20 protein-coding genes are annotated in these 21,079 nt (G+C 64.2%); 8 read left to right on the plus strand and 12 right to left on the minus strand.

The window, feature by feature from the left end:
* Position 1: 1 nt before the first annotated feature.
* Both B2U07_RS09405 and B2U07_RS09410 read right to left on the minus strand, forming a co-directional pair.
* Positions 2–1,000, minus strand: a complete 999-nt coding sequence (locus B2U07_RS09405; protein ID WP_275545257.1) for a FecCD family ABC transporter permease — start codon at positions 998–1,000, stop codon at positions 2–4.
* Positions 1,000–1,914, minus strand: a complete 915-nt coding sequence (locus B2U07_RS09410) for an ABC transporter substrate-binding protein (RefSeq protein WP_275545256.1) — start codon at positions 1,912–1,914, stop codon at positions 1,000–1,002. Before B2U07_RS09410 ends, B2U07_RS09405 begins: the two co-directional genes overlap by 1 nt.
* 268 nt (positions 1,915–2,182) lie before the next feature.
* Between B2U07_RS09410 and nfsB the strand changes: the two genes are divergently transcribed.
* The gene (nfsB, locus tag B2U07_RS09415; protein ID WP_275545255.1) at positions 2,183–2,833 is read left to right on the plus strand and encodes an oxygen-insensitive NAD(P)H nitroreductase; all 651 of its coding nucleotides are present in this window, start codon (positions 2,183–2,185) and stop codon (positions 2,831–2,833) included.
* A 49-nt stretch (positions 2,834–2,882) separates the two neighbouring features.
* Here the strand turns inward: nfsB and B2U07_RS09420 are convergent, their stop codons facing one another.
* Entirely contained in the window at positions 2,883–3,278 is a 396-nt protein-coding gene (locus tag B2U07_RS09420; protein ID WP_275545254.1) for a RidA family protein, read from the minus strand.
* A 139-nt stretch (positions 3,279–3,417) separates the two neighbouring features.
* Between B2U07_RS09420 and B2U07_RS09425 the strand changes: the two genes are divergently transcribed.
* From B2U07_RS09425 to B2U07_RS09440, 4 genes are all read left to right on the plus strand, one after another.
* Positions 3,418–4,338, plus strand: a complete 921-nt coding sequence (locus B2U07_RS09425; RefSeq protein WP_275545253.1) for a LysR family transcriptional regulator — start codon at positions 3,418–3,420, stop codon at positions 4,336–4,338.
* Positions 4,339–4,513: 175 nt separating this feature from the next.
* Positions 4,514–5,104 (plus strand): TetR/AcrR family transcriptional regulator, encoded by a 591-nt coding sequence (locus B2U07_RS09430; RefSeq protein WP_275545252.1) that lies wholly within the window; start codon positions 4,514–4,516, stop codon positions 5,102–5,104.
* Positions 5,105–5,113: 9 nt separating this feature from the next.
* A complete protein-coding gene (locus B2U07_RS09435) occupies positions 5,114–5,593 on the plus strand; it encodes a nuclear transport factor 2 family protein (protein WP_275545251.1) in 480 nt (159 codons plus the stop codon).
* Positions 5,594–5,661: 68 nt separating this feature from the next.
* Positions 5,662–6,573 carry a LysR family transcriptional regulator gene (locus B2U07_RS09440; protein ID WP_275545250.1) on the plus strand — a complete coding sequence of 304 codons (912 nt, stop codon included), beginning with the start codon at positions 5,662–5,664 and terminating at the stop codon, positions 6,571–6,573.
* 6 nt (positions 6,574–6,579) lie between these two features.
* Here B2U07_RS09440 and B2U07_RS09445 read toward each other — a convergent pair whose 3' ends face one another.
* Positions 6,580–6,858 (minus strand): peptidylprolyl isomerase, encoded by a 279-nt coding sequence (locus tag B2U07_RS09445; RefSeq protein ID WP_013715799.1) that lies wholly within the window; start codon positions 6,856–6,858, stop codon positions 6,580–6,582.
* A 148-nt stretch (positions 6,859–7,006) separates the two neighbouring features.
* On the opposite strand from B2U07_RS09445, the gene B2U07_RS09450 reads away from it, so the two are divergent.
* On the plus strand, positions 7,007–8,227 hold the full coding sequence (locus B2U07_RS09450; RefSeq protein WP_275545249.1) for a PilT/PilU family type 4a pilus ATPase: 1,221 nt from the start codon (positions 7,007–7,009) through the stop codon (positions 8,225–8,227).
* Here the strand turns inward: B2U07_RS09450 and B2U07_RS09455 are convergent.
* From B2U07_RS09455 to B2U07_RS09490, 8 genes are all read right to left on the minus strand, one after another.
* Entirely contained in the window at positions 8,224–8,964 is a 741-nt protein-coding gene (locus tag B2U07_RS09455; protein ID WP_275545248.1) for a substrate-binding periplasmic protein, read from the minus strand. The two genes, B2U07_RS09450 and B2U07_RS09455, sit on opposite strands and share 4 nt — an antisense overlap.
* Positions 8,965–9,041: 77 nt before the next feature.
* Complete coding sequence (locus B2U07_RS09460) at positions 9,042–10,997, minus strand: acetoacetate--CoA ligase (RefSeq protein WP_275545247.1); 1,956 nt, start codon at positions 10,995–10,997, stop codon at positions 9,042–9,044.
* A gap of 503 nt (positions 10,998–11,500) precedes the next feature.
* Positions 11,501–12,403, minus strand: coding sequence for a hydroxymethylglutaryl-CoA lyase (locus B2U07_RS09465; protein ID WP_275545246.1), 903 nt, complete (start codon positions 12,401–12,403; stop codon positions 11,501–11,503).
* Positions 12,404–12,582: 179 nt separating this feature from the next.
* Positions 12,583–14,511: an acetyl-CoA carboxylase biotin carboxylase subunit gene (locus B2U07_RS09470; protein WP_275545245.1), complete on the minus strand. Its 1,929-nt coding sequence runs from the start codon at positions 14,509–14,511 to the stop codon at positions 12,583–12,585.
* Positions 14,512–14,513: 2 nt separating this feature from the next.
* Positions 14,514–15,308 (minus strand): gamma-carboxygeranoyl-CoA hydratase, encoded by a 795-nt coding sequence (locus tag B2U07_RS09475; RefSeq protein WP_275545244.1) that lies wholly within the window; start codon positions 15,306–15,308, stop codon positions 14,514–14,516.
* 128 nt (positions 15,309–15,436) lie between these two features.
* On the minus strand, positions 15,437–17,044 hold the full coding sequence (locus tag B2U07_RS09480) for a carboxyl transferase domain-containing protein (protein WP_275545243.1): 1,608 nt from the start codon (positions 17,042–17,044) through the stop codon (positions 15,437–15,439).
* 74 nt (positions 17,045–17,118) lie between these two features.
* Entirely contained in the window at positions 17,119–18,282 is a 1,164-nt protein-coding gene (locus B2U07_RS09485) for an isovaleryl-CoA dehydrogenase (RefSeq protein ID WP_275545242.1), read from the minus strand.
* 35 nt (positions 18,283–18,317) lie between these two features.
* Complete coding sequence (locus tag B2U07_RS09490; protein WP_059392556.1) at positions 18,318–18,698, minus strand: MerR family transcriptional regulator; 381 nt, start codon at positions 18,696–18,698, stop codon at positions 18,318–18,320.
* Positions 18,699–18,785: 87 nt separating this feature from the next.
* Here B2U07_RS09490 and B2U07_RS09495 point away from each other — a divergent pair, with 87 nt between their 5' ends.
* Positions 18,786–19,553, plus strand: a complete 768-nt coding sequence (locus B2U07_RS09495) for a 3-hydroxyacyl-CoA dehydrogenase (protein ID WP_197859135.1) — start codon at positions 18,786–18,788, stop codon at positions 19,551–19,553.
* Between the two features lie 197 nt (positions 19,554–19,750).
* Positions 19,751–20,935 carry an acetyl-CoA C-acyltransferase gene (locus B2U07_RS09500; RefSeq protein ID WP_275545348.1) on the plus strand — a complete coding sequence of 395 codons (1,185 nt, stop codon included), beginning with the start codon at positions 19,751–19,753 and terminating at the stop codon, positions 20,933–20,935.
* Positions 20,936–21,079 lie beyond the last annotated feature (144 nt).

Raw genomic sequence — 21,079 nt, forward strand, 5'->3', positions numbered from 1 at the left:
GTCACAAGGTCGGCAGGCGGTGGTTGCGCACCACGGCGATCAGGATCGGCGCGCCGACGAAGGCGGTCACCACGCCCACCGGCAGTTCGTAGGGGCGCACCAGCAGGCGCGAGATGACGTCAGCCAACAACAGCACGCACGGGCCGAGCAGCATGCTCAGGCCGAGGGTGCGGCGGATGTCCGAGCCCACCAGGCGGCGGGCGATGTAGGGCACGATCAGGCCGATGAAGGCGATGGGGCCGGCGGCCGCGGTGGCGGTACCGACCAGGATCGCCACGGCTAGCAAAGTGCCCAGGCGGGTCAGCTGCGGGTGATGACCGAGGCCGCTGGCGACGCGCTCGCCCAGTGCCAGTGCGGCCAGCGGGCGAACCACCAGCAGGGCCATGAACAACCCGCCGATCAGCCCTGGCAGGCTCCAGTCGAGGGTATCCATTGGGCGGCCGGCCAGGGCGCCGATGACCCAGAAGCGCATCTCATCGGCGGTGCGCTGATCCCACAGCAGCAACAGGCTGCTCAGCGCGCCGAGCATGCCGGAGAAGGCGGCGCCGGCCAGCACCAGTCGCACCGGGTCGTCGCCGACGCCGCGCATACGCGTGACCAGCAGCACCAATACGCAGCCGATCAGTGCGCCGAGCATTGCCACGCCCAGATGCAGGCTGGCGGCCGAGGCGCCCAGGTTGATCGCCAGCACCACCGCGAACGAGGCGCCGGCACTGACCCCGAGCAGCCCGGGTTCGGCCAGCGGGTTGCGCGTTACCGCCTGCAGCAGCACGCCGGCCGCACCCAGGGCGAGACCGACCAGTACGGCCAGTTCGGTGCGCACCCAGCGCAGCTCGAAGACGATGAAGCGGGCATCGTCGTCGCTACCGCCGAGCAAGGCCTGCAGGCTGGGCAGAAGGCCGATGTCACCCGCGCCCAGGAGCAGACTGGCGAGGCACAGCAGCGACAGGCACAGTGCGGCGTAGCCCAGTGCCTGGGGAACGGAAAGGCGTGCGGGCATCAGTCGAGAAGAGCCTTCTCCACGTCATCTAGAACCTGCTGGGCGGCCAGGTAGCCGGAGCTGCTGCTCCAGATCTGGCCGTCGACGGCCACCACGTGATCATCGGCGACGGCTTTCAGGCGGGTGAAGGCCGGCTGCTTGCGCGCGTCCTCCAGCGCCTTGCGGCCGTCCGGGTTGAGCGTGGCGAGGAAGATCCAGTCGGCGTTGATGCGCGCCAGGTTCTCCAGGCTGAGCACGTCGCTGTGCGGTTTCTGCGCCTGGGCAGCGGCCAGTTCGTTGGCGCGCAGGCCGAGGTCATCGAGCAACTGGCCGACGAACAGGTGACTGGACATGATCACCGGCCCCTGCGGGTTCCAGCGCACCACGCTGACCGCTTGCCCCTGTGGCAGGCGCTGGCGCAGCTGTGCGCTGCGCGCGTCGATTTCGGCGATGCGCTGCTGGCCGTCTGCAGCCTTGCCCAGCGCCTTGGCGTAGGTGGTGTAGGTTTCGCGCCAGTCCTGGAAGCTGTTGCCCTTGGGCACCACGGTTGGCGCCATCAGGCTCAGCTTGGCGTAGAGCTCGCGTGACAGTTCGCTCGAGGCCAGGACCAGATCCGGCTGCAGGCGCAGGATGGCTTCCAGGTTGGGCTCGCGCACGCTGCCGACCAGGGTGATCTTGCCGGCCTTGGCCTTGAGATAGTCCGGCACGTCATCGCCGCCACGGCTGGCCAGAGTGCCGACCGGTTGCACGCCAAGCGACAGCGCCGCATCCAGCGCGCTGTCGCCGAGAGCGACCACGCGCTGCGGCGTACCGCTGAGTTTCAGCGGGCCGTAGGCGCTGTCCAGCGTGCGTTCGCTGGCGTGCAAGGGAAGGGTGGCGAACAGCGAGGCGGCAATCGCCACCGCAGCGCGTTGCAGATGAGAGCGGATAGACATGCTGGGCTCCGGGTCGGGACGAGCAGCGACGTGCGCTGGTCTAGGCAGGATCGAAAGCAAGCTATCTTTCTACTATTAAAGTTAATGAAAATCCATTTCATTTACGAAGTGTTTACAGGCTCATGCAGCAGGCAATCATTCAGGGTCGGCGTCATGGGATTTTCATTTTTTCATTGAAACGCCTGCTGCCGATGGCCGCTTTTTTCACTCGCCCGCATGGTTCAAACTAGCGCCCATTTCGCTCCATCCATTCCTTAGGAGGTCGTCCATGAGCCCCGTTTTCTTCGCGCGTCAGCGTTACACCACCAAGGCCTACGATGCCAGCCGCCAGGTGGATCAGGCCATTATCGACGAGTTGCTGGAGTTGCTGCGCCTGTCGCCGTCGTCGGTCAACTCGCAGCCATGGCATTTCCTCGTGGCGAGCACCGCCGAAGGCAAGGCGCGCCTGGCTAAGGGCGCGCAGGGCGGCTTCGCCTACAACCAGCCGAAGATTCTCAATGCCTCGCATGTGATCCTGATCTGCGCCCGCCGCGACCTCGATGATGCCTACCTGGCCGATGTTCTGCAGCAAGAGGCCGATGATGGCCGCTTCCGTGATGATGCGGCGCGCACCACCCAGCACAACACCCGTAGCAGCTACGTCGAGCTGCACCGTGGCCTGGGCGATATTCCGCACTGGGCGGAGAAGCAGGCCTATCTGGCGCTCGGTACCCTGTTGCTCGGCGCGGCTGCCAAGGGTATCGATGCCACGCCGATGGAAGGCATCGACCGCGAGGCCCTGGACCAAGAGCTGGGGTTGACCGCCCAGGGTCTGAGCAGCATGGTGGCGGTGGCTCTGGGGCATCGCAGCGACAGCGATTTCAACGCCGCGCTGCCGAAGTCGCGTCTGCCGGCCGAGCGCGTCTTCACTCACCTCTGAGCCGCCTGGCGATGTCCCTCCGCGGTCGGCAGAGGGACACCGCCACTGCTCAATCGCGCAGCTTGGCGATCACCTTGATCTCGAAATCGAAACCGGACAGCCAGGTCACGCCAATGGCGGTCACGGTCGGGTAGGGCGCTTCGCCCCAGTAGTCGGCTGCCACCTCCCAGATGGTTTCGAACTTCGCGTGCGGGTCGACCATGAAGATGGTGGTGTCGACCACATCGTCGAAGCTGCTGCCGGCCTCGGCGAGGATTGCGTTGAGGTTGGTGAAGGCCAGACGCACCTGCTCTTTCAAGTCCGGCTCGGGCGAGCCGTCCTTGCGGCTGCCGACCTGGCCGGACACGAACAGAAAGCCGTTGGAGCGAATCGCCGGCGAGTAGCGATGGCGCTCGTACAGGGCGTGGCGCTCAGCCGGGAAAACCACATCACGTTTGCTGGTCATTGTTGCCTCCGTCGGGGCCGATGTGGCCCGCTGTTGTCGATGGCTTCACTCTAAGAACGTCGCCGCACTGGATAAATGAGCAACTCTGGTCATGACTGTTTGTAGAATCCAAACAATCAATGGCTGAGAGAGACGTGAAATGGACCGTTTCGACGCGATGCAGGCCTTCGCCCGGGTGGTGGAAACCGGCAGTTTCACCAAAGCGGCTGCAACCCTGCACATGAGCAAGACCAGCGTGACGCAGCTGGTTCAGCAACTGGAGGCGCGGCTGCGCGTGCGCCTGCTCAACCGCACCACGCGCAAGGTCGCCGTCACGGCCGATGGGACCGCCTACTACGAACGCGTGGTGCGTCTGCTGGCCGATGTCGACGATGCCGAAACCAGCCTGTCCAGCGCGTCGCTGGCCCCGCGCGGGCGTTTGCGTGTGGACGTGCCCAGCCCCTTCGCACGCATGCTGCTGATTCCGGCCCTGCCGGCTTTCTATGCGCGTTATCCGGAAATTCAGCTGACCCTGGGCGTGAGCGATCGCATCGTCGACATCATCGGCGAGAACGTCGACTGCGTGGTGCGCGGTGGCGAGATCAGCGATCAGTCGCTGGTGGCGCGGCATGTGGGCGACCTGCAACTCGGCATCTACGCCACGCCCAGCTACCTGCAGCGCGTCGGAACGCCGACGCACCCAAGTGAGCTGGAGGCCGCCGGACACAGCACCGTGGGCTTTCTCTGGTCACGCACCGGCAAGGCATTGCCCTATGTCATGTGGCGCGGCGAGGAGCGCATCGAGGCGCAGGGCCGCCCGCTGCTGACCGTCGATGACGGCAATGCCTACCTGGCCGCCGGGCTGGCAAGCCTGGGCATGCTCTGGCTGCCGCACTACATGGCCAGGCCGCACCTGGCCAACGGCGAACTGGTGCGCCTGTTCGAGGACTGGCAGATGACACCGATGCCGATGTACCTGGCCTTCCCGCCGAACCGCCACGTCAGCGCCAAGCTGCGGGTATTCATCGACTGGGTGGTGGAGCTGATGGCCGAGCACACGCCAGTGTCGGAGCGGCGCTGAGCGGCCTTCAGCCTGCAAGGCGCATCTGCGAAGTCAGGCTCACGCCGTCGAGATGCTGAAGTGCTGGCGCGCTCTACTGATCTACCGCTCGTCCCCAACTTACGAAAAAATCGGTTGACCACAGAGAATGATCGTTCTACTTTATTGAGAACGATCATTCTCTCTGGTTTGAACCATGCTCGAAGACGCCTCTCTACAGCAACGTTTGCTGCAAGCCACCGAAAGCCTGGTCTATGCCGGCGGCATCAATGCCACCGGGATGGACGCCATCGTCAAGGCATCCGGGGTGGCGCGCAAAAGCATCTATCGCCTCTATCCGACCAAGGAAGCATTGGTCGCCGCGGCACTGCGCGAGCGTGATGAGCGCTGGATGCAGTGGTTTATCGCGGGTACCTCGGCTGGCTCGCCAAGCGAGCGCTTGTTGGCTGTATTCCCGCTTCTGCGCGCCTGGTTTTCAGCGACTGATTTCCACGGCTGCGCCTTTATCAATGCGGCTGGCGAGATCGGTGACCTCGACAGTGAAATCCGCGCCGTCGCGCTGCTGCACAAACAGCGCCTGCTGGCCTATCTGAACGAGCTGACCACGGCTGGCGGCTTTGCCGAGCCCGAGGATATGGCCAGGCAGTTTCTCCTGCTGATCGATGGCGCGACCGCCGTCGCCATGGTGACCGGCCAGGCGGATGCCGCCGACAGCGCTGGTCGTACTGCGCAATTGCTTCTGCAATCCCTATCGCCCAGCAATGGGCACAACCCCCCGCAAGCCTGAGGTGCCGTCATGTCGTCAAATACTGAAGTTCGTCCGCCGCTGCCGCCGTTCACTCGCGAGAGCGCCATCGAGAAGGTTCGCCTGGCCGAGGATGGCTGGAACAGCCGTGATGCGGCCAAGGTCGCGCTGGCCTACAGCCTCGATACGCGCTGGCGCAACCGCGCCGAGTTCGCCAATGGCCGCGATCAGGCGCGTGCGTTCCTCGAGCGCAAATGGGCCAAGGAGCTGGAGTACCGTCTGATCAAGGAGCTCTGGGCATTTGCCGACAACCGCATCGCCGTGCGCTATGCCTACGAATGGCGTGACGACTCGGGCAACTGGTTTCGCTCCTACGGCAACGAGAACTGGGAGTTCGGTGCCGACGGCCTGATGATCAACCGTTATGCCTGCATCAACGACTTGCCGATCTTGGAATCCGAGCGCAAGTTCCGCTGGCCTCAGGGGCGTCGTCCTGACGATCATCCAGGGCTTTCCGAACTGGGACTCTGATCGGGCTATGTGGGCACGGGAGTTGCTGCTTTAATGCGCCAACAAACCTGCGCCCTGAGGCCCTCTGGATGAATCGCAACGACCTGCGCCGCGTCGACCTGAATTTGCTGGTGATCTTCGAAACCCTGATGTTCGAAAAGAACCTCACCCGTGCGGCCGAGAAGCTGTTTCTCGGCCAGCCGGCGGTCAGTGCGGCGCTGGCCCGGCTGCGTGACCTGTTCGACGACCCGCTGCTGGTGCGCAATGGTCGCGGTTTCGAGCCGACCGCGCGGGCGCTGGCGATTCTCAAGGAGTTGCAGCCGGCGATGGACACCATCTCCGGCGCGGTCAGCCGTGCCCGCGAGTTCAACCCGGCGACCAACCGCGACACCTTCCGTATCGGCCTGTCCGATGACGCCGAGTTCGGCCTGTTCCCGGCTTTGCTCAACCAGATTCGTGAAGAGGCGCCCGAGGTGGTGATCGTGGTGCGGCGGGTCAACTTCCTGCTGATGTCGTCGATGCTGGCCTCAGGGGAAATCTCCGTTGGCGTCAGCTACACCACCGAACTGCCGGCCAACGCCAAGCGCCGCAAACTGCGTGAAATGAAGGTCAAGGTGCTGCGTGGCGACGATCGCCCCGGCGCGCTGACACTGGACGAATATTGCTCGCGGCCGCATGCGCTGGTGTCGTTCTCGGGCGATCTGTGCGGCAACATCGACAACGACCTGGCGCGCCTGGATCGCTCACGTCGCGTGGTACTGGCCGTGCCGCAGTTCAGCGGTTTGCGCTCGATCATCGCCGGAACGGAAATGCTCGCCTCGGTGCCGGATTACGCAGCAACGGCATTGATCGAAGGCACCGGGCTACGCGCTGATGATCCGCCATTCGAGTTGGTCACCTCAGATCTGTCGATGGTCTGGAGTGGGGTGACCGACAACGACCCGGCCGAGCGCTGGCTCAGAAGCAAGATCGTCGAGTTCATGGGTGATTCAGGCGCTTGAGCCGGGTCAGTCGCGATAGAACACCTGGATCAGGTGATAGCCGAACTGGGTCTTCACCGGGCCATGCACCTCACGCAGCGGCTTCTTGAAAATCACCTGATCCACCGCGCGCACCATCTGCCCGGGGCGCACTTCGCCGAGGTCGCCGCCTTTCTTGCCGGAGGGGCAGGTGGAGTGCTTGCGCGCCAGCACATCGAAGGCTTCGCCGGCGGCGATGCGCTTTTTCAAGGCGGCCGCTTCCGCCTCGGTCTTGACCAGGATGTGGCGGGCCATTGCCTTTGCCATTGATGGGTTCCTCAATTCTGTCAGGGCGCTATTGTGCCAGCATTCGTTGCGCCAGCAGAATGGCGTCAACTTTATGGGTGTGTTTCATCCGCGGTGCGGGCGAATCATGGCCTATGGTATTTCAATCGTGCCCACGGAAAACGCCGCCATGGATCTCCACGCAATGCTGAAAATCCTGTCCAGTCAGGATGGCTCCGATCTGTATCTGTCCACCGGTGCGCCGCCTTGTGCGAAATTCAACGGCGTACTCAAGGCGCTGAGCCAGGAGCCAATGAAGGCGGGCGACGTGGCGGCTATCGCCGACGCGATCATGGATAGCGCGCAGCGCGAGGAATTCGAGCGCGAACTGGAGATGAACCTGGCCATCTCGCTGGCTGGTGTGGGGCGCTTTCGCATCAACATCTTCAAGCAGCGCAACGAGGTGTCGATCGTCGCGCGCAACATCAAGCTGGACATTCCCCGCTTCGAAGACCTCAAGCTGCCGGAAGTGCTACTCGGTACCGTGATGGAAAAGCGCGGCCTGGTGCTGTTCGTCGGCGGCACCGGTTCGGGCAAGTCGACCTCCCTGGCGGCGCTGATCGACTACCGTAACCGCAACAGCGGCGGCCACATCATCACCATCGAAGACCCGGTGGAGTACGTGCACCGGCACAAGAAGTCGATCATTAACCAGCGCGAAGTGGGTGTGGACACGCGCAGCTTCCACGCCGCGCTGAAGAATACCCTGCGCCAGGCGCCGGACGTGATCCTGATCGGCGAGATCCGCGACCGTGAAACCATGGAGCACGCCCTGGCCTTTGCTGACACCGGGCACCTGGCGATCTCCACTTTGCACGCCAACAACGCCAACCAGGCGCTGGATCGCATCATCAACTTCTTTCCGGAAGACCGCCGACCGCAGCTGCTCAACGACTTGGGCAACAACCTCAAGGCGTTCGTCTCCCAGCGGCTGGTCAAGACCGTTGATGGCAAGCGCCGCGCCGCGGTGGAGGTGATGCTGGGGACGCCGACGGTGCGCGACCTGATCAAGCGCAACGAATTCTCCGAGCTCAAGGAGATCATGGAAAAATCCAAGAACCTGGGCATGCAGACCTTCGACCAGGCGCTGATCGATCTGGTGCACGAAGGCGCCATCGATGAAGAAGAGGCGGTGAAGAACGCCGACTCGGCGAACAACGTGCGCCTGAAGCTCAAGCTCTATCGCGACAATCCGGCCAATGCCAGGCCGGCACCTGCTGCCGCTGCGCCGGTGGCCGCGCCCGTCGCTGCACCAAAGGCCGCCTCGGCAGGCGATTGGGGGCTGGAGCTGAAGCTGGAGGATATCGAGGAAGAGCAGCCGCCCGAGGACCCGGGGCGGCAGGGGATCTAGGGATCGGGTTGCAGCGGCAGATAGGCCTGCCGCAACCTTAGGCTGACGCCGTCTAGCTCCAGTTCCTTGATGGCGGTGCGCAAGCGTTCGACCAGTTGCGCGTCGCATTGCCTGGAGCAGCCAAGGTAGATGTCGGTGCTGGTCAGCGGCGGGCTGCTGCGCAGATTGCGCTTGCGGTACTCCGAACCCTCCCAGATATACAGCGCTTCGGGCACGCCAGTGAACCAGGCGTCGATGCGCCCAAGCACGAGCAGATGAGCCGGGTTCTCCCCCAGTTTCAGTTGCACGATCTGCTCGTCGCTGAATCCTTCGCGCTGCAGGATGCCGACTTGCGCGGTGCCCATGCCGACACCGATGCGGCGATAGCGCTGACGAGCCTCGGCAAAGCTCTGGACGGGTTCGTCGAGGGTGAAAAAGGCGCGCTCCAACTTCATGATCGGGGCGATCCAGGTATAGAGTTCTTCGCGCTCTGGCGTGCGCGACAGCGGAATGATCAGCATGTCGCTGCCCCTGGCGACGCTTACCTGCGCACGCGGCCAGGGTTCTGCGACGATCTGGGAGAGTTCGCCGATTCTGGCCAGCGCCGCCAGCACCACGTCACCCACCATGCCATGGCCACCGGCGTAATTGTTCATTGCCAGTGGCGGTGCATCCGGCATGTACAGCCTGACCGGCTCATCGGCCGACGCCACTGCAGCGAAGAGCAGCGCATGAGCCAGGCAGAGGCGTTTGAGCACGACGAAATCCTATCGTTTTGGTCGGATAAGTATAGAGGCGGCAGCGCTTGCCGTGGCGTTGGTCTGTGTCAGCAGATTTATTTCTGCAAATCTGGCAGATCGCGATACAACTCCAGTGCCTGTGGATTGGCCAGGGCATCGGTGTTTTTCACCGGCCGGCCGTGGAGGATATTGCGCACCGCCAGTTCGACGATCTTGCCGCTGAGGGTGCGCGGGATGTCAGCGACCTGGATGACCTTCTCCGGCACATGGCGCGGCGTGGTGTTGGCGCGAATGCGCTGGCAGATCTCCTCGCGCAATGGCTCATCTAGCGTCACGCCCTCGCGCAGTCGCACGAACAGCACCACACGCACATCGCCTTGCCAGTCCTGGCCGATGGCGATGGACTCCAGCACCTGGGGCACCTTCTCCACCTGGCGGTAGATTTCCGCGGTGCCGATACGCACGCCGCCAGGGTTGAGTATGGCGTCGGAGCGGCCGTGGATGATCAGGCCGCCATGTTCGGTTTCTTCGGCATAGTCGCCTTGGGCCCAGACCCCGGGGAAGGTGTCGAAATAGGCGGTTCGGAACTTCTCGCCGTCGGCATCGTTCCAGAAGCCCACCGGCATCGAGGGGAAATGCCGGGTGCAGACCAACTCGCCCTTGTCGCCATGAACCGGCTGACCCAGCTCGTTCCAAACCTGCACGTCCATGCCCAGGCCTTTGCACTGCAGCTCGCCACGCCAAACCGGCAGGGTCGGGTTGCCCAGGGCGAAGCAGGAGACGATATCGGTGCCACCTGAGATCGATGACAGGCACAGGTCTGGTTTCACATCGCGGTAAACGTAGTCGAAGCTTTCGTGGGCTAGCGGAGAGCCGGTGCAGAGGATGGTCTTCAGGCTTCGCAGTTTATGGCTTTCGCGCGGTCTGACGCCGGCTTTCTCCAGCGCGGCGATGAACTTGGCGCTGGTGCCGAAGACGCTTATATCCTCGGCGTCGATCAGGTCGATCAAGCGCGTGGGACCGGGATGGAAAGGCGAGCCGTCGTAAAGCACCAGGGTGGCGCCCAGGGCCAGGCCGGATACCAGCCAGTTCCACATCATCCAGCCGCAGGTGGTGTAGTAGAACAGGGTGTCGGTGGCGCTCAGGTCGGTGTGCAGGCCCAGTTCCTTGACGTGCTGCAGCAGCGTGCCGCCGTGCCCGTGGACGATGCATTTGGGCGCGCCGGTGGTGCCGCTGGAGTAGAGGATGTAGAGCGGGTGATCGAAGGATACCGGCATGAACTGCGGCGCGCCGCCGGGCTGGTAGAAGTCTTGCCAAAGAGTCGCTGGAGCAACGGACTCGTAATCAGTAGGGCTGGCCTCGTCGCGTGAGTAGGGCACGATGACCAGATGTTCCAGGCTGGGCAGTTGATGGAGAATTTCGTTTAGCTTGTCGGTCAGGTCGATTCGCTTGCCGGCATAGCGATAACCCGCGGCGGCGATCAGCACCCTGGGCTCGATCTGGCCGAAGCGGTCGATCACGCCCTGGGTGCCGAAGTCCGGCGAGCAGCTTGACCAAGTGGCGCCGAGGCTGGCGCTGGCAAGCATACCCACCACGGTTTGCCAGGTGTTGGGCATGAACGCCGCGACGCGGTCGCCGAGACCGACGCCGGCGTCGCGCAGAGCCCGCTGCAGGCCGGCGACATGGGCGGCCAGTTGCGCATGACTGAGCTGCTCGCGGCTGCCCTCCTCGCCGATGGCCACCAGCGCCGGATGGCCATCGCGGCGATGCAGCAGGTGCTCGGCGAAATTCAGCGTGGCGCCGGGGAACCACTGCGCATCCGGCATTGCCGGGCCTTCGCGCAGCGCGCAGTCGGCGGGGCTGTGGAAACGAATCTCGAAGAAATCGACGATGGCCGGCCAAAAGGCCTCGCGTTGCTCGACGCTCCAGGCATGCAGGGCAGGGTAGTCGGCCAGTTGCAAGCCGTGGCGCTGATTGACGAAACGGCGGAAAGCGTCCATTCGGCTAGCGGCGACACGCTCGGCAGTAGGCGCCCACAGAGGTTGCTGCATGGTCAGTCCTCGTCGTTGCTTGTCGGTACTTCAACCCTAGCGCAAAAGGCTGCTCTGGCCTTGGTGATGTGGCCTGCACATCCGGCCTCCACCTTCTAACGTCAGGCATTTATGAAGTAAGACAGTGACCGCCGCGAAGTGATCATCAGCCTGTAAGGAGCGGCATCAGCCGCGAAAAAATCGCGAATAAATTCGCTCCTACAGGCGAGCGGGTTGACGCTCATACGATTCGTCTGGCGATGTAGCCGGAGGCATCCTGAGCGCCGCAACAGCCGCGGATTTCACGTCTTTGTAGGAGCGGCTTCAGCCGCGAAAGATCGCGAATAAATTCGCTCCTACAGGCGTGCGCATTGACGGTCAGTGATTCGCCTGGCGATGTGGCCGGACGCAATCCGGGCGCAGCAACAGTCCCGGATTTCATCCGGGCGACATCTGTGTAGGAGCGGCTTCAGCCGCGAAAAAATCGCGGATAAATTCATGCCTACACGAATACGCGTTCGCGCTCAGCGATTCGCCAGACGGGCGCGGGCGACGCGTGAGCCGTTGGCCTTGCCGAGCACCTCGCAGATGCGCTGGCCGGCGGCGATCAGCCTGTCCATGTTCACACCGGTTTCGATGCCCAGGCCTTGCAGCAGATACAGCACATCATCTGTGGCGACGTTGCCGGTGGCGCCCTTGGCATAGGGGCAGCCGCCCAGGCCAGCGACCGAACTGTCGAACACGCTGATGCCTTCGAGCAGGCTGGCGTAGATATTGGCCAGAGCCTGGCCGTAGGTGTCATGAAAGTGCCCGGCCAGCAGGTGTCGGGGAATCTCCCGGCCGACGACGTTGATCAGATGGCGGGTCTTGCCCGGCGTGCCGGTGCCGATGGTGTCGCCCAGCGATACCTCGTAGCAGCCCATGGCGTACAGCTCGCGAGCGACACTGGCGACCTGCGCCGGATCGATCTCGCCGTCATACGGGCAGCCGAGCACGCAGGACACGTAGCCTCGCACGCGCACATTCGCGGCCTTGGCCGCCTCCATCAGCGGTACGAAGCGCTGCAGGCTCTCGGCAATGGAGCAGTTGATGTTCTTCTGCGAGAAGGCCTCGCTGGCGGCGGCGAACACTGCCACTTCCTCGACCTTGGCTTCGAGCGCGGCCTCGAAGCCTTTCAGATTGGGCGTCAGGCCGGCGTAGGTGACCCCAGGTTTGCGCTGGATGCCAGCGAATACCTCGGCGCTGCCGGCCATCTGCGGTACCCATTTGGGCGAGACGAAGCTGCCCACTTCGATGTAGCTCAGACCGGCCGCAGTCAGCTCATCGACCAGGCGTACCTTGTCGGCGACGCTGATCGGCTGCTTCTCGTTCTGCAGACCGTCGCGCGGGCCGACTTCGACCAGACGCACGGATAGGGGCAGGCTCATTGGTTTTTCCTCGTATTCGTGCTGCGCCGCGTGGGATTGTCTGTAGGAGCGAATTTATTCGCGAAATCGGTGGCAACGTAGCGATTCAATCGCGAATAAATTCGCTCCTACAACTGCATCGCTTTTCATGTCCACCTTATTCAGCGCGATGGCGGTGGATCGCTGAAGCGTGATCCAACCTATGGCTCCAGCTCCACCAGCACAGCGCCTTCACTGACCATTTCCCCTTCGCGGCAATACAGCGCCTTGACCGTGCCCGCCTCGGGCGCACGGATGCTGTGCTCCATCTTCATCGCCTCCAGCACCACCAGGGCGGTGCCGGCTTCGACCGCCTGGCCGGGCTCGACCAGCACCCGGACGATGCTGCCGTTCATGGGCGCACTGAGGCCGCCGTGCTGGGCATGGCTGGCCTCGGCGGCGGCGATAGGGTCGAAGCGGCTGATGGCGTGCAGTTCGCCGTGCCACTGTAGGTAAAGCGTGTCGCCACGGCGAATGGCGCGCAGACGCTGGCGCGTGCCGTCGATCTCCGCCAGCAACTCTTCGCCTTGCAAGCGGGCTTTGTTGGTCGCACGTACCTTGCGGCTGTCGCCCTGGCAGCTCAGGTGCAGCTCGACCTCTGCTGCGCCACCGGCGCGCCAGCCGCTGCGGGCGGCCCAGGGCGAATGCGGATCATCGTCGCGTTGCAGCGGTGCATCGCTCTGCACCCAGGCATCGGGCGCCAATTGCCAGAAGGTGTCGGGCAGCTCGCCGGGTGCGGGCAGCAGTTGTGGCTGATGGCGCGGGATAAATCCCGTATCCAGCTCGCATGCGGCGAAAGCCGGATGAGCGAGAATGCGACGCAGAAACGCCAGGTTGGTCTTCACCCCACCGATCAGGGTGTCGTCGAGCATGGCGAGCAGGCGCAGGCGCGCCTGCTCGCGGTTCTCGCCCCAGGCGATCAGCTTCCCCAGCATCGGGTCGTAGAAGGGCGAGACGCTATCGCCCTCGGCCACGCCGCTGTCGATACGCCGGCCGTCGCTATTGCCGGCCTCGCGGTACAGCGCCAGGGTGCCGGTAGCGGGGAGGAAATCGTGATCCGGGTCTTCAGCGTACAGCCGCACCTCGATGGCGTGGCCGTTCAGCGGCACCTGCTGTTGGCTCAGCGGCAGCGGCTCGCCACGGGCGACGCGAATCTGCCAGGCCACCAGATCCAGGTCAGTGATGGCCTCGGTGACCGGGTGCTCGACCTGCAGGCGAGTGTTCATCTCCATAAAGAAGAAGTCGCCACGCTCGTCGAGCAGGAACTCCACCGTGCCGGCGCCGACATAGCCGATGGCTTGCGCGGCCTTGACCGCCGCCTCGCCCATGGCGCGGCGTTGCTCGGCGCTCAGGCCGGGTGCCGGCGCTTCTTCCACCACCTTCTGATGGCGACGCTGGATCGAGCAGTCGCGTTCGTTGAGGTACAGGCAGTTGCCGTGCTGGTCGGCGAACACCTGGATCTCCACGTGACGCGGCTTGAGCACGTATTTTTCCACCAGCATGCGCGAGTCGCCGAAGGCCGATTGCGCCTCGCGCTGCGCCGACTCCAGCGTCTCGGCGAGTTGCGCTTCCGATTCGGCGACCTTCATGCCTTTGCCACCGCCGCCGGCAGCAGCCTTGAGCAGCACCGGGTAACCGATGCGCGCGGCTGCCTCGCGGAAGGTGTCGAGATCCTGCTTGTCGCCATGGTAGCCGGGCACCAGCGGCACGCCGGCGGCTTCCATCAGCGATTTGGCCGCCGACTTGCTGCCCATGGCTTCGATGGCCGAGGCGGGCGGGCCGAGAAAGATCAGTCCAGCCTGCTCGATGGCGCGGGCGAAGCCGGCGTTCTCCGAGAGAAAACCGTAGCCCGGGTGGATGGCCTGCGCGCCGCTGGACTTGGCGGCGGCAATAATCTTGTCGATCAGCAGGTAGCTTTCGCCAGGCTTGGCACCGCCGAGGTTTACCGCGACGTCTGCTTCACGCACATGCCGAGCATTGGCATCGATGGCGCTGTGCACGGCTACAGTACGAATGCCCATGGCTTTGGCCGTGCGCATAACGCGGCAGGCGATTTCGCCACGGTTGGCAACTAGCAGGGTATCGATCATGGTCATTGCTCCTGCCAGGACGGTTGGCGTTTTTCCAGGAATGCACGCAGGCCTTCCTGGCCTTCGGTACTGACCCGCAGACGGGCGATGGCGTTCTCGGTATAGCGGCGCAGGGCCGGGGTCAGCTCGCCGCTGCCGACTTCGCGCAGCAGATCCTTGCTGGCGCGCATGGCCTGCGGGCTGTTCTGCAGCAGGTTGGCAACCCAGGCCTCGACCTGAGCGTCCAGCTCGCCAATCGGGAAGCATTCGGCGAGCAGTCCCAATTCGCGGGCACGCTTGCCGTCGAAGCGCTCGGCGGTCAGCGCGTAGCGCTTGGCAGCGCGCTCACCGATGGCCTGCACTACGAAGGGGCTGATTACCGCCGGAGCGAGGCCGATGCGTACCTCGGACAGCGAGAACAGCGCATCCTCGGCGCCGATGGCCATGTCGCAGCAACTGGCCAGGCCCACCGCGCCGCCGAAGGCTGCACCCTGGACGATGGCCAGGGTCGGGATCTTCAGGCCGTGCAGGTTGTACATCAGCTCGGCCAGCTCGCGGGCGTCATTCAGGTTGGCGTTGTAGTCGAGGGCGGCGGCCTGCTGCATCCAGGCCAGATCGGCGCCGGCGGAGAAGTGCTTGCCACGGCCGCGCAGCAGGAGAAAGCGCAGGCTCTTGTCTTCACCGACGGCATCGAGGGCGAGGATCAACTCGCGGATCATCTCGGCGTTGAAGGCGTTGTTCTTCTCCGGGCGGTTCAGCCACAAGGTGGCGAAGCCACGTGGGTCTTTCTCAAGCTGTACGGTGGTGAAGTCGGTCATGGTCAATTCCGGAATCTGCTTTTTGCTTCCTCTCCCATTCATGGGCGAGGGCTGGGGAGAGGGCGCTTCGAGCGTTTAACCCTCTCCCCCCGGCCCCTCTCCCGCAAGCGGGAGAGGGGAGTTGTTCATCACATACGGAACACCCCGAAACGGGTCGGCTCGATCGGCGCGTTGAGGCTGGCCGACAGCGCCAGGGCCAGTACTTCGCGGGTCTGCGCCGGGTCGATCACACCGTCGTCCCACAGGCGGGCGCTGGAATAGAAGGCGTGCGCCTGTTGCTCGTACTGCTCGACGATGGGCTGCTTGAGGCGCCGCTCCTCGTCGTCGCTGAACGGTTGGCCGGCGCGTGCGGCCTGTTCGCGCTTGACCTGCACCAGTACGCCGGCGGCCTGCTGCGCGCCCATCACGCCAATACGCGCGTTGGGCCACATCCACAAAAAGCGCGGGTCGTAGGCGCGGCCGCACATGCCGTAGTTGCCGGCACCGAAGCTGCCACCGATGATCACGGTGAATTTCGGCACCTGGGCACAGGCCACGGCGGTGACCAGCTTGGCGCCGTGCTTGGCGATGCCGCCTTCCTCGTATTTCTTGCCCACCATGAAACCAGTGATGTTCTGCAGGAACAGCAGCGGAATGCCGCGCTGGCAGGCCAGTTCGACGAAGTGCGCACCTTTCTGTGCGGCTTCAGCAAACAAGATGCCGTTGTTCGCCAGGATCGCCACCGGGTAGCCATTGATGCGGGCGAAGCCACACACTAGTGTGGTGCCGAACAGCGCCTTGAATTCATCCAGTTGCGAGTCGTCGACGATCCGCGCGATCACCTCGCGCACATCGAAGGGCTGCTTGGCATCGGCCGGAATCACCCCGTACAGCTCCTCGGCCGGGTAGCGCGGGGCGATGGGCGCGCGGCTGTCGAGTTGGCCGAGCTTGCGCCAGTTGAGGTTGGCGATGCAGCGCCGGGCCAGGGCCAGGGCATGTTCGTCGTCCTCGGCATAGTGGTCGGCAACGCCGCTGGTCTTGCAGTGCACGTCGGCGCCGCCGAGTTCTTCGGTGGTCACCACTTCGCCGGTGGCCGCCTTCACCAGCGGCGGGCCGGCGAGGAAGATGGTTGCCTGTTCGCGCACCATGATGGTCTCGTCACTCATGGCTGGTACGTAGGCGCCACCTGCGGTGCAGGAGCCCATTACCACGGCGATCTGCGGGATGCCCATGGCGCTCATATTGGCCTGGTTGAAGAAGATCCGGCCGAAGTGCTCGCGATCAGGAAACACCTCGTCCTGGCGCGGCAGGTTGGCGCCGCCGGAGTCCACCAGGTAGACGCACGGCAGGCGGTTTTCGCGGGCGATGGCCTGGGCGCGCAGGTGTTTTTTCACCGTCAGCGGGTAGTAGGAGCCGCCTTTGACCGTGGCATCGTTGGCCACGATCATGCACTCGACACCTTCGACCCGGCCGATACCCGCGATCACCCCGGCGGCGGGCACGTCCTCGCCGTACACCTCATGAGCGGCGAGTTGGCCGATCTCGAGAAAGGGCGAACCGGCGTCGAGCAGACGCTTGATGCGCTCGCGCGGCAGCAGCTTGCCGCGCGAGGTGTGGCGCTCCTGCGCCTTGGCGCCACCGCCTTCATGGACGCGGGCGAGCAGGGCGCGCAGTTCGTCCACCTGGGTGAGCATGGCTGCCTGGTTGGCGGCGAACTGGGGGGAGCGGGGGTTGATCTGGGTATGCAGGATGGCCATCGGTGGCGCTCCATTTCGTAGCCCGGATGCAATCCGGGACAGGATTCCCCGGATTGCATCCGGGCTACGCAGGCTTATTTGGTCTCGTTGAACAGCTCGCGGCCGATCAGCATGCGGCGAATTTCGCTGGTGCCGGCGCCGATTTCGTAGAGCTTGGCGTCACGCAGCAGGCGCCCGGCCGGATACTCGTTGGTGTAGCCGTTGCCGCCGAGCAGCTGGATGGTGTCCAGGGCCATCTTGGTCGCCATCTCGGCTGTGTAGAGGATCACCGCGGCGGCGTCCTTGCGCGATTCCTCGCCGCGGTCGCAGGCCTTGGCGACGTTGTACAGGTAGGACTTGGAGGCGTTCATGCCGGCGTACATGTCGGCCAGCTTGCCCTGTACCAGTTGGAACTCACCGATCGACTGCTTGAACTGCTGGCGCTCGTGCACGTAGGGCAGCACCACGTCCATGCAGGCGCTCATGATCCCGGTCGGGCCGCCGGAGAGCACGGTGCGCTCGTAGTCCAGGCCGCTCATCAGCACGCGCACGCCACCGCCCTCGACGCCAAGGATATTCTCCTCAGGCACTTCGCAGTCTTCGAACACCAGTTCGCAGGTGTTGGAGCCGCGCATGCCCAGCTTGTCCAGCTTCTGGTAGCGGGAGAAACCCTTGAAGTCGCGCTCGACGATAAAGGCAGTCATGCCGCGCGAGCCGGCGTTGATGTCGGTCTTGGCGTAGATCACGTAGGTGTGGGCATCCGGACCGTTGGTGATCCACATCTTGTTGCCGTTGAGCACGTAGCGGTCGCCGCGCTTTTCCGCGCGCAGCTTCATCGACACCACGTCGGAGCCGGCATTGGGCTCGCTCATAGCCAGGGCACCGATATGCTCGCCGGAACACAGCTTGGGCAGGTATTTCTGCTTCTGCGCTTCGCTGCCGTTCTTGTGGATCTGGTTGACGCAGAGGTTGGAATGCGCGCCATAAGACAGACCCACCGACGCCGAGGCGCGGCTGATCTCTTCCATGGCCAGCACATGCGCCAGGTAGCCCATGTCGGTGCCGCCATACTCTTCCTTGACCGTCATGCCGAGCAGGCCCATGTCGCCGAACTTGCGCCACATGTCCATGGGAAATTCGTTGTCACGGTCGATCTGCGCGGCGCGCGGTGCCAGCTCGTTCTGGGCGAACTGGTGTACCGAGTCGCGCAGCATGTCGAGGGTTTCACCGAGGCCGAAATTGAGGGTGGGGTAGCTCATGGGGTCACCTGCGATTGTTCTTGTAGTGGGGGCGATTAGGCAGTCGTTTCAGCCAGGGCCGCGAGGCAGCGTTCCTCGGCAGTATCCAGTTCCAGTTGCATCTGCTGGATATCCAGCAGTTGCTGTTCAAGCTGCAGGCGGCGCTCGGCGATCTTGCCCATGAAGGTTTCCAGCTGCTTGCGACTGCCGGTTTCCGGGTCGTACAGCTCGATCAGCTCGCGACATTCGGCGAGCGAGAAACCGATGCGCTTGCCGCGCAGGATGAGTTTCAGTGTCACCTTGTCCTTGGCGCTGTAGATGCGCTCCTGCCCGCGCCGCTCGGGGGCGAGCATGCCTTGCTCCTCGTAGAAGCGGATGGCGCGCGTGGTGATGTCCAGTTCGCGGGCCAGGTCGGAGATTGAGTAGGTGGTTGCCATGATCATTACTCGTTTACCTTTACGTTAACGTAAACCTGTGCAAATCTGACTGTCAATCTCACCGCACAACAAACACAGAGGTTGAGCATGCGTATCGACGAATCCGTATTCCTGATCAGTGGTGGCGCCTCCGGTTTGGGTCTGGCCACCGCCCGTGAGCTGGTCGGGCAGGGCGGCAAGGTGGTGCTGCTGGATATCAACGAGCAGGCCGGTCAGCGGGCCATTGCCGAGCTGGGCGATGCCGCGCGCTTCGTGCGCGCCGATATCACTCGCGAAGAGGATGGCCAGGCAGCCGTGGCGCAGGCGCTGGATGCCTTCGGCGCCCTGCACGGGCTGGTCAACTGCGCCGGTGTCGCGCCGGCCGAGAAGGTCCTCGGGCGCAATGGCGCGCATTGTCTGGACAGTTTCCGCCGTACCGTCGAGGTCAATTTGATCGGCAGCTTCAATCTGCTGCGCCTGGCCGCCGAAGCCATGGCGCAGAACATGCCGAACGCAGGCGGCGAACGCGGGGTGATCATCAATACCGCCTCGGTGGCGGCGTTCGACGGGCAGATGGGCCAGGTGGCCTACGCTGCTTCCAAGGGCGGGGTGGCAGCGCTGACGTTGCCGGCGGCGCGTGATCTGGCGCGTTCCGGCATCCGCGTCATGTGCATCGCCCCAGGCGTGTTCGAGACGCCGATGATGGCCGGCATGCCGCAGGAGGTGCGCGACTCGCTGGCGGCCAATGTGCCGTTCCCGCCGCGCCTGGGCCGGCCCGACGAGTTCGCTGCGCTGGTACGGCATATCGTCGAGAACACCATGCTCAATGGCGAGGTGATCCGCCTCGATGGCGCGCTGCGTATGGCGGCTAAGTAATGGCAGGGCGCGCTGCTGCGTGCCCCTGTGGGAGCGGACTTGTCCGCGCATCTCTGCCTGGAAAGCTTCGCGGACAAGTCCGCTCCCACAGAGGGCTGCTCCCACAAAAGCCTATCTCTGCAAGAACCTGCTTCACGAAGGCTTGCTAAGCAAGAGCCACACTTAGTGATCGATATTCAGGAGACCTTTTCATGCCTATGCCAACCGACCCTGTCGTTATCGTCAGCGCAGTGCGCACCCCCATGGGCGGCTTTCTCGGTGATCTGGCCGGCCTTACCGCTGCGGAGCTGGGCGCTGCGGCCATTCGCTCGAGCCTGGAGCGTGCCGGCCTTGCCGCCGAGGCGGTAGATACCGTGCTGATGGGGTGTGTGCTGCAGGCCGGCCAGGGTCAGGCTCCGGCGCGCCAGGCGGCGCTTGGCGCGGGCCTGAGCCAGGCTGTGCAGTGCACCACGCTTAACAAGATGTGTGGCTCGGGCATGCAGGCGCTGATGCTCGGCCATGACCAGTTGCTCGCCGGTAGCGCCGATGTGCTGGTGGCTGGCGGCATGGAGAGCATGTCCAACGCGCCGTACCTGCTGGCACGTGCGCGCGGCGGCTATCGCATGGGCCATGGTCAGGTGCTCGACCATATGTTCCTCGACGGTCTGGAGGACGCCTACGAGCGCGGCCGGCTGATGGGCACTTTCGCCGAGGACTGCGCGCAGCAATATCGCTTCAGCCGCGAGGAGCAGGATGCCTACGCACTGGAGTCGCTTCGTCGCGCCCAGCAGGCGATTGCGGACGGCAGCTTTGCCGGCGAGATCGTTGCCGTGGAGGCGCCGCAGGGACGCGAGCGGCGCCTGATGGATAGCGACGAGCAGCCGCCCAAGGCGCGGCCGGACAAGATTCCCGGTTTGAAACCTGCGTTCCGCGAGGGCGGTACGGTGACGGCGGCCAATGCCAGCTCGATTTCCGATGGCGCTGCCGCGTTGCTGCTGATGCGTCTGTCCCAGGCGCAGGAGCGCGGCCTGAAACCGCTGGCGCGCATCGTCGGCCATGCCGGCCACGCCCAGGCGCCGAACCTGTTCACCACCGCCCCGGTTTCGGCGATCCAGCGCCTGTTGGCACGTATAGAGTGGCCGTTAGAGACGGTCGATCTGTTTGAGATCAACGAGGCCTTTGCCGTGGTGCCCATGGTCGCCATGCGTGAGCTGGGTATCGCTCACGACAAGCTCAACGTGCACGGTGGCGCCTGCGCCCTGGGTCATCCAATCGGCGCTTCCGGCGCGCGCATCCTGGTCACCCTGCTGGCGGCGCTGCAGCAGCGCGGACTCAAGCGTGGCGTGGGCGCCGTGTGCATTGGCGGCGGTGAAGCCACTGCCGTGGCCATCGAGTTGTACTGACTATCCATACCATTGACCTGTGGGAGGGGCTTTCGGCTCGGGCATCCTGCTTCGCTCTACCTCCTGCATCCATGCAGTCGTAGCCGCGAAAAGGCTCGCCGCTAAAGCGCCTCCCACGGATTGATCGAACCGCACTACCGGAGC

The sequence above is a fragment of the Pseudomonas sp. UBA7530 genome, from assembly GCF_002479365.1.
GTDB lineage: Bacteria > Pseudomonadota > Gammaproteobacteria > Pseudomonadales > Pseudomonadaceae > Aquipseudomonas.